The 7,482-nt window shown below is 44.2% G+C and carries 5 protein-coding genes; 2 read left to right on the forward strand and 3 right to left on the reverse strand.

Going from position 1 to position 7,482, the window contains the following annotated elements:
• Together IT291_05240 and IT291_05245 are read left to right on the forward strand one after the other, a co-directional pair.
• Positions 1-516: 4-alpha-glucanotransferase (locus tag IT291_05240; GenBank protein ID MCC6220632.1), on the forward strand; the 516-nt coding region annotated here is incomplete at its 5' end.
• 175 nt (positions 517-691) lie between these two features.
• The gene (locus IT291_05245; GenBank protein ID MCC6220633.1) at positions 692-3,160 is read left to right on the forward strand and encodes a glycogen/starch synthase; all 2,469 of its coding nucleotides are present in this window, start codon (positions 692-694) and stop codon (positions 3,158-3,160) included.
• Here IT291_05245 and IT291_05250 read toward each other — a convergent pair.
• The 3 genes from IT291_05250 to IT291_05260 all read right to left on the reverse strand — a co-directional run.
• On the reverse strand, positions 3,152-4,315 hold the full coding sequence (locus tag IT291_05250; protein ID MCC6220634.1) for an ATP-binding protein: 1,164 nt from the start codon (positions 4,313-4,315) through the stop codon (positions 3,152-3,154). The two genes, IT291_05245 and IT291_05250, sit on opposite strands and share 9 nt — an antisense overlap.
• Before the next feature lie 247 nt (positions 4,316-4,562).
• Positions 4,563-7,247, reverse strand: coding sequence for a glucosidase (locus tag IT291_05255; protein MCC6220635.1), 2,685 nt, complete (start codon positions 7,245-7,247; stop codon positions 4,563-4,565).
• On the reverse strand, positions 7,228-7,482 hold a 255-nt coding region (locus tag IT291_05260; GenBank protein ID MCC6220636.1), incomplete at its 5' end, for a hypothetical protein. The genes IT291_05255 and IT291_05260, both read right to left, overlap by 20 nt.

Here is a 7,482-nt window from a genome sequence, read left to right on the forward strand (position 1 = left end):
CTGCTTTTTACAAAAGATCGACATGGCAACTTCCTTCCCTCCGATGGTTACCCAGAGCTTTCTCTAGCAACAGGCACAGTTCACGACCTTCCAAGCTTTTGGAGCTATTGGGATCAAAAGGACATAGATATCCGCCAGACATTAAAGCTATATCCAAGAGCGGACTGGATTGGTCAAATGCGCCATGAGCGTTACTTGGATAAGCTAAAACTCATCGAAAGACTAATGCAGGAGGATTTGCTGCCAAGAGATACCGATGCGAGACGCTTAGCAGAGGCACCGTTAAGCGACGAAGTTTTTGTTGCTGCACAACGCTTCATCGAAAAAAGCTCAAGCCTTCTAATGGCAATTCCCTTGGAAGACCTATTTAAGCAACTTGAACTAGTAAACCTTCCTGGTGTAATTGATACCTACCCTTGCTGGAAATCTAAACTCCCAGCAAATATTGAAAATATCCGCCAACTTGAATTATTTGAGGTTCTGTTCAGAAAAAAAACTAATTCACCTAACGCCTAGGAAAGAATAACGTTCGGCAGTATTTCTACTCTTCTCGAAACTCTGCTATAATATTTTTCATTTGCTAACAAAAAACTAATTATCATTTTACAGTTTTCTAATACTTAGGCGACAAAATAAGCATCTTAAGCGGGCAATAAGTTTTGTCTAATTACACTTGGTAAGGACCATAGCAGTGCCACTTCAAAGTTTAGGCTTAAGAAAAGACATATCGACCTTAAGAGAAGCTGAGGATTCGTCAGCCTTATCGAGCATTTTTCTCGACAAGCCTAGAGTTGACATTCTAAACAATTGCATTGAAGTCAAGCTGACTACTAAAATTGATATAGCAGCTTCAAAAATTGCCCTTTATGCGCACTGGGGGCCACTAAATGACGGTAATCAATGGATTAGCGAGGAGATTGGTTCGGAGGATGTAACGGCAGCTGCAGACTCAAATTTTTGTATCGTTAAGCGCATAAAACCTAGTAAAATCGGTTCATATGGGATTACTTTTTTTGCAGTTGTTGATGGCAAGAAACACTGGTTAGGAAAACCAGAGGTAGACGACAGTGTTTTTTCAATTGATACGAGTTTTTCAAAAGCGCGGCTCTTGCTCGATTACCAGGCTGTATCAGATAGGATATCGTTTAAGACGCGTTTGCTTAACAGCATATTGGATTATGAAAAATTTTTGCGGTTTGTATCCGGGGTTAGAAAGGCTAGGCAGGATAAAGGCATTGCCAAACTAATTTTTGACCTAATTAGCGGAGACGCCGATCTCGAACGCTTACTGCTATCACATTTTACAAAAGCGGTAGATGAACTTGCCGAACGCGATATTTCGCCGCGCCGCAAAAAAAGTCTACAAACGTTGCTCCTAGTGCTTGAAAACATAGGTATCGGCGAAGTTGTATTTGTTGCACCAGAAGGACCTCATGCTAGCGCAGGTGGTCTTTCACAAGTGATTTCTGGTCTAATGAAGTCTTTGGATGAATCTGGGCTTTCTACTACCCTAATAAGCCCTCTTTACGAAGAAGATCAGGGTAGCAAGCACCCTTCGGCGGAGGAACTAATACGACAAGGCTTACTCCTAGGGGATGAATTAGTTCCCATAACAAAAGTCGGGCGCGTGCAGATACCTCTTGGACCTACTCGTTATTCTGGCACGCCACATATCAAAGAGAACGCTATTTTAATATCTGCTCAGGTATACAAAGCCGAGTCTAAAAACATGAGGGTGTATTTCCTCAGACATAAGCGACTCGCAGCCAGACTTTATCCGGATAGTTCGGGCAAGGAGCAAATCTGTCATGCAACTTTCCTGGCCCGAGGTGCCTTAGAAATTCTTCGTTCTCCGCGATTTGAAATTAATCCCCACATAGTAGTTAGCAATGATTGGCCTACAGCGTTAGTTCCAGTCCTCTTAAAAACCGATCCAGATTATCTCGATGATGAGATTTTAAGAGATGTTCAGACATTTCACATTCTCCATAACTGTGGGATGGCCTATCAGGGACGCTTTTATATTAACGAGTATGGAGAGGATTTATGGCCATTACTCGGACTTGCAGGTGAGCATTTTTTTGGCATATGCGATCCTAACGACAGCCGTTTGCTCAACTTGACTGCAGGAGCAATTCACCACGTAAAGCGCGCCTTAGTAGCGGTAAGTAAACCTTACGCCGAGGATCTTCTGACTGAAGATGGCGGAGAGGGATTACATAATTTGTTCAAGAGCAAGGCCGACTGTGTTTTTGGTATAAGCAATGGCGTGGATCTTGAATCGCTAAGGCATATTCTGTGGCAGCTAGGCGAAAAGGCTAAATCGGAGCTCAATTTAGAGTCCGTCACGGCATCAAAATATCAACAGCAGTCTGTAATAAAAAACATGTCGACGTATAAACAGGCCTTAAAACTAGCCGTTCAGCAGAAATATGGCTTAACTCAAGACAAGGATAACATACTCATCTCCTTCGTCGGCAGGCTTGCCGAGCAAAAGGGCATAGCGCTCTTTACGGAGACGATAAAAAAAGATGGTTGTAGTTTGCTCGAATCAATACTTACACATCACCCAAGTGCGCAAATTTTCATCGGTGGACCAGTAGCATTAGGCGACTCGGGTTCCAAGGAACTAAAAAAAGTTATAGTTGACCTGATTGCTCGTTACCCTGGAAGAATTCAAGGTATTTTTAATTTCATTTCCCATCGCGAAGCCTTAGAAATCACAGCCGCAAGTGATTTATTGTTAATGCCCTCGCGCTACGAGCCAGGAGGCATCTCCCAACTGGAGGCACTCGCTACGGGAACGATTGTGGTAGCGAGAAACGTAGGTGGGATTACTGCGACGCTAGTTGATTATGCTAGCGAACAAAGTCAAGGCAATGCTTTTCTGTTTGACGAATATTCTGCGAGCGCCCTTTATTCAGCCGTCTCACGAGCCATAGAAACTCTGTTAAATGACGTGGAACGCGACGCGTTACGTCGCATTGCAACCGCGGCTGACAATGATTGGCGACATCGCCTCCCAAAATACCTTACAATGTTTCAGTACGCTTCCGGTGTTTTTCGCGCTAGCATAGCGTCGTCTTATTTGAGCGAGCGAAAAAAGCTTTTAGTAAGCATACGCCCGTCTGTAGTCCACAACGCCGTCTCATTACCATAGCCCTAATTCTTTAAGCCCCACATCCCATGGTAGACATCTTACTCCATCTAACACTTGGATATGATTATCTCTGGAAAAGCAGTATCCTTGGGCTTTAGGGAGTTCTCTAAGCAACGTTCGAACACAATGAATATCCTCCCTACTTATCCGATCTGTCGATTTAATTTCCACCAAGACCGGATCCTCTCCTGGTCTATCAATTACGAGATCAACTTCAACATTAGCTTGTGATTGAAAATAGTAAAGCGAAAAGTTTTTCCGCCTATACACATTCTTGCGCACTACTTCTTGAAGCACAAAATGTTCGAATAAACGCCCATAACCGTACGTGCGTGGAGTTATGGGTATCTGCAACGTCCTTTCAAAAGCACGAATCACACCGAGATCAAATAAATAAAATTTTGGGCTCCGCCTCTGTGTCTTGCGTAACGAAGTATGGTATGAATCGAGAAAGAAACCCAAAAGCGTCTCCTCAAGTATTGAGAAGTAGCTTTTTACAGTCTTTTCATCCACTCCGACATCCCTAGCGATTTTTGCAAAGTTCACTATAGAGCCGCTCGTCTGAGCAGCAACCTCTAGAAAGCGGCGAAATGGCTCAAGCGCTCTTACCAGATGCTCATTCCATACCTCTTCCTTTAAGTAGGTAAGTGCATATGACTCAAGATAACGTTCCTTTTCCTCCGGCGTAGCAAGTGCGCTAATTTCAGGAAGAGTGCCAAACGCAAGCGCTTCATCTAAATTGAACTGCTCGCCAAGTTCAGCCGCCGTAAATGGGTAAAGATGGTATACAAATGCGCGGCCTGCTAATAGATTAGCACCGCCAGCGCGCAATTTTTTAGCGCTTGAGCCCGATAGTGCAAAACGCAATTTCCGCTCCTCTATTAAATGATGAACGACGTCGAGGATTTTAGGAATCTTTTGAACCTCATCGATTACGATCCATTCAGGCGCCCTCTCTAGAGCATCGACTTTGCGAATTAGAAGTTCTGGATCGAGCAAGTAGCGATCAAATTCACTCGGCAGTAGAAGGTCAATCCAAAATGTACTCTGCTCCTTGCTAAACGTCTCCTTTAGCAACCTCGTCTTACCTACTCCCCTGGCACCAAACAGAAAAAAACTTCGCGATAATAATATGTTAAGCTCTCGACCGACCATACTCCGGAAAACTAGCAAATTTCCGGAGCATGGTCAATGCAACTATATTAAAGCCCAGCAATCCTATACCGTTTCCAAAAAGTAAGTTAAATATTTTACTTTTTGGAAACGGTATTTGTTGTTTATTGGCAAGTGCTTACGCACTTGCTGTTTATACCATTTACAAAAATCCTTTTTGTAAATGCTATAATTTGGCAACCAATTCCCCCGCCGGCCTTTCTCGATCTAAACAGTAGGTTGTGTAAATTTAGAATTGTTGGGAATACCCAGCTCTAGCTAACTTCTCGACACATAGCGCCACTAAAGCGGTCCAACCTTGATTACTTGCTCCCAATCCGCGACCGGTATCGCCGTGAAAGTGTTCATAGAACGAGAGATTGTTCGACCAATTTTCGTCTGAGAAAAAAAGTTTTTCATCGCCGTGATACGGCCTTACCATATCTTCGTTTGCGCGAAATAGAGAGACTAATCGGCTAGCAATTTCTAAGGCCACCTGCTTTAGGTTCATCTTACGGCCGGAACCACGCGGACATTCCACTTGAAAGCTATCACCATAAAAGTGATGATACCTCTCAAGCGCTTCAATAAATAAATAGTTAATGGGAAACCAAATCGGCCCTCGCCAATTAGAGTTGCCGCCAAACATCTCCGTACGCGACTCTCCTGGCTCGTACTGAATGTAGTAGCTCCTGCCATTAGCATTTAGATTAAAAGGTGTCTTTTCGTGCATCTTCGAAAGAGAGCGAATCCCATAAGGCGAAAGAAACTCATTCTCATCTAATACATAGCGCAGTGCCCGTTCCAAACGTCCACGAGAGGGCACCGCTAGCAAGCAATTCCCATGATGGCTCGGTCCAGTATGCTCCATGTAAGAAACATAGCGCCTTAACTCAGCACGATTCTCCAAAAACCAATCAAGGCGTTTCTTAAATCCTGGAAGTCTATCGATCACCTCGTCCTCAATTACCTCAACCGCACATAAGGGAATGATACCAACCGATGAACGCACCTTTAGTGGTATGCACTCGTCCTTAATATGTAGTTGATCGTAATAAAAATCGTCTCGTTTGTTCCATAAGCCAGAACCACCAAATGCATTCATAGCATCTGTAATCGCAACGAAGTGCTCGAAAAATTTAGAAGCCACATCCGAATACGCTTTGTCCGTCCTCGCCAGTTCCAGCGCTATGGAAAGCATAGTTCCGCAATAAAACGCCATCCATGCCGTAGCATCTGCCTGTTGCAAATGACCCCCAAGTTCTTGGGGAATTCTTCTATCGAAAACCCCTATATTATCGAGACCCAAGAATCCACCCCCAAAAAGATTGTTACCATCTACGTCCTTGCGGTTTACCCACCACGTAAAATTTAGCAATAGCTTGTGAAAGGCCCTCGCCAAAAAATCCGTATCCCTTTTTCCGCGCGGTGCGCTCATTTTATATACTCGCCACACGGCCCAGGCGTGAACGGGCGGATTTACGTCAGAAAAGGAAAACTCATACGCAGGAATTTGACCATTGGGATGCATGTACCACTCGCGTAACAATAGAATAAGCTGGCTCTTTGCAAACTCCGGATCTACGCGAGACATTGGCAGCATATGGAATGCCAAATCCCAAGCTGCATACCAAGGATATTCCCATTTATCCGGCATGGAGATGACGTCCCTATTGTAGAGATGTTTCCATTCACGGTTGCGTCCTTTAGCACGACTTGGCGCAGGTGCTGGTTGCGATGGATCTCCTTCTAGCCATTCTCGCACCGCAAAGTAATAAAACTGCTTACCCCAAAGTAAGCCTGAATAAGCACTCTGTTGGATAGCGCGATCATCGGGAGTCTGCGAAAAAGCACAACGGTGAGCGTAAAACTCCTCGTGCTCTTTCCTTCTCTCTTCAAACACTTCATCGAATTTTGCACCAAAAAGAGCTGGTATAGTTTCATCGACACTATGTAAGCGAAAACAAAGCTCAAGTGGTTTACCCGACAGTATTTCTTTAGAAAAATAAAACGCCGCCTTTGTGCAAGGCCCATCGGGCTTTACGGCACTTTTCTCATTATTTACGACATAGCGATGAAAAGCATCCTTGGTATAGACATGAGTGTTATTGGAACCAAACACCTTCTTAAAGTTAGTTTCGTTGTCGGTTAATAGTTGAACTACCTCGCCGTTATCCGCATCCGAAGCCAAATAAAAATTTCCCAAGCCTTTGTGTTCAGCGCCAAACGCATTTAGGCCATGTTTAACAATTGCCGGCTCAGACGAATAACCTTCGCCGGTTCTTCCCCAAGACCAAGTATTTCTAAACCACAGTGTTGGAAGGATATCGATGTGGGCCGAGTTAGAGGAGCGATTAACGATTGTAATTTTTATCAAAATATCATTGGGTGAGTTTTTGGCATATTCGGCAAAGACATCAAAATAATTTCCGTCTTTAAATATTCCCGTATCGGCAAGCTCAAACTCCCTCTCCTTGCGCGACCTCTTGGCGTTCTCCGTCACTAGCCATTCATAGGGAAATGCCTGCTGGGGATACTTGTAAAGTGCCCGCATATAAGAATGCGTCGGCAGTGAATCGAGATAGTAGTAGTATTCCTTTACATCTTCTCCATGATTTCCCTGTAGGGACGTAAGCCCAAAAAGTCGCTCCTTTAAAATGGGGTCTTTCTTATTCCACAATGCCAGGGCGAAACAGAGTCGGGCATTGCGGTCACAAATACCGAGCAACCCATCTTCCCCCCAGCGATAAGCGCGGCTACGCGCATGGTCGTGCGTAAAATAAGTCCAATTATTGCCATCTGCCGAGTAATCTTCCCGCACCGTCCCCCACTGCCGCTCCGAAAGATAAGGCCCCCACCGCTTCCAGTTACGAACGCGGCTAGCATCCTCTTTTAGGCGAATTACTTCATTAAGTTCATCTATTGTTTTTTTCATGTCCTAAACCAATGCCCAATTCTTCCAGAGCATAAAGCGTTTTCTGGGGAAACTTTTCCAAAGGGTAATAGCGTTCAATTACACTAACGGCCTGTTTATAAGAAGTAATATTTAAGTAGCGCAGAAGATAACGAATATCATCTAAATCAAAAAACTCTTCGCCAATGCGCATGGCTAGGCACTTCATGGCTAAAAGATATTCTGGCGTAGGTACAAAAATTCGCAAATTGCTAAG

The organism is Deltaproteobacteria bacterium (assembly GCA_020845775.1).
GTDB lineage: Bacteria > Bdellovibrionota_C > UBA2361 > SZUA-149 > JADLFC01 > JADLFC01.

Bases quoted from the DNA above. Each gene is read 5' to 3' on its own strand.
- IT291_05255 (MCC6220635.1), bottom strand. From the start codon at position 7,247: ATGAAAAAAACAATAGATGAACTTAATGAAGTAATTCGCCTAAAAGAG.
- IT291_05250 (MCC6220634.1), bottom strand. From the start codon at position 4,315: ATGGTCGGTCGAGAGCTTAACATATTATTATCGCGAAGTTTTTTTCTG.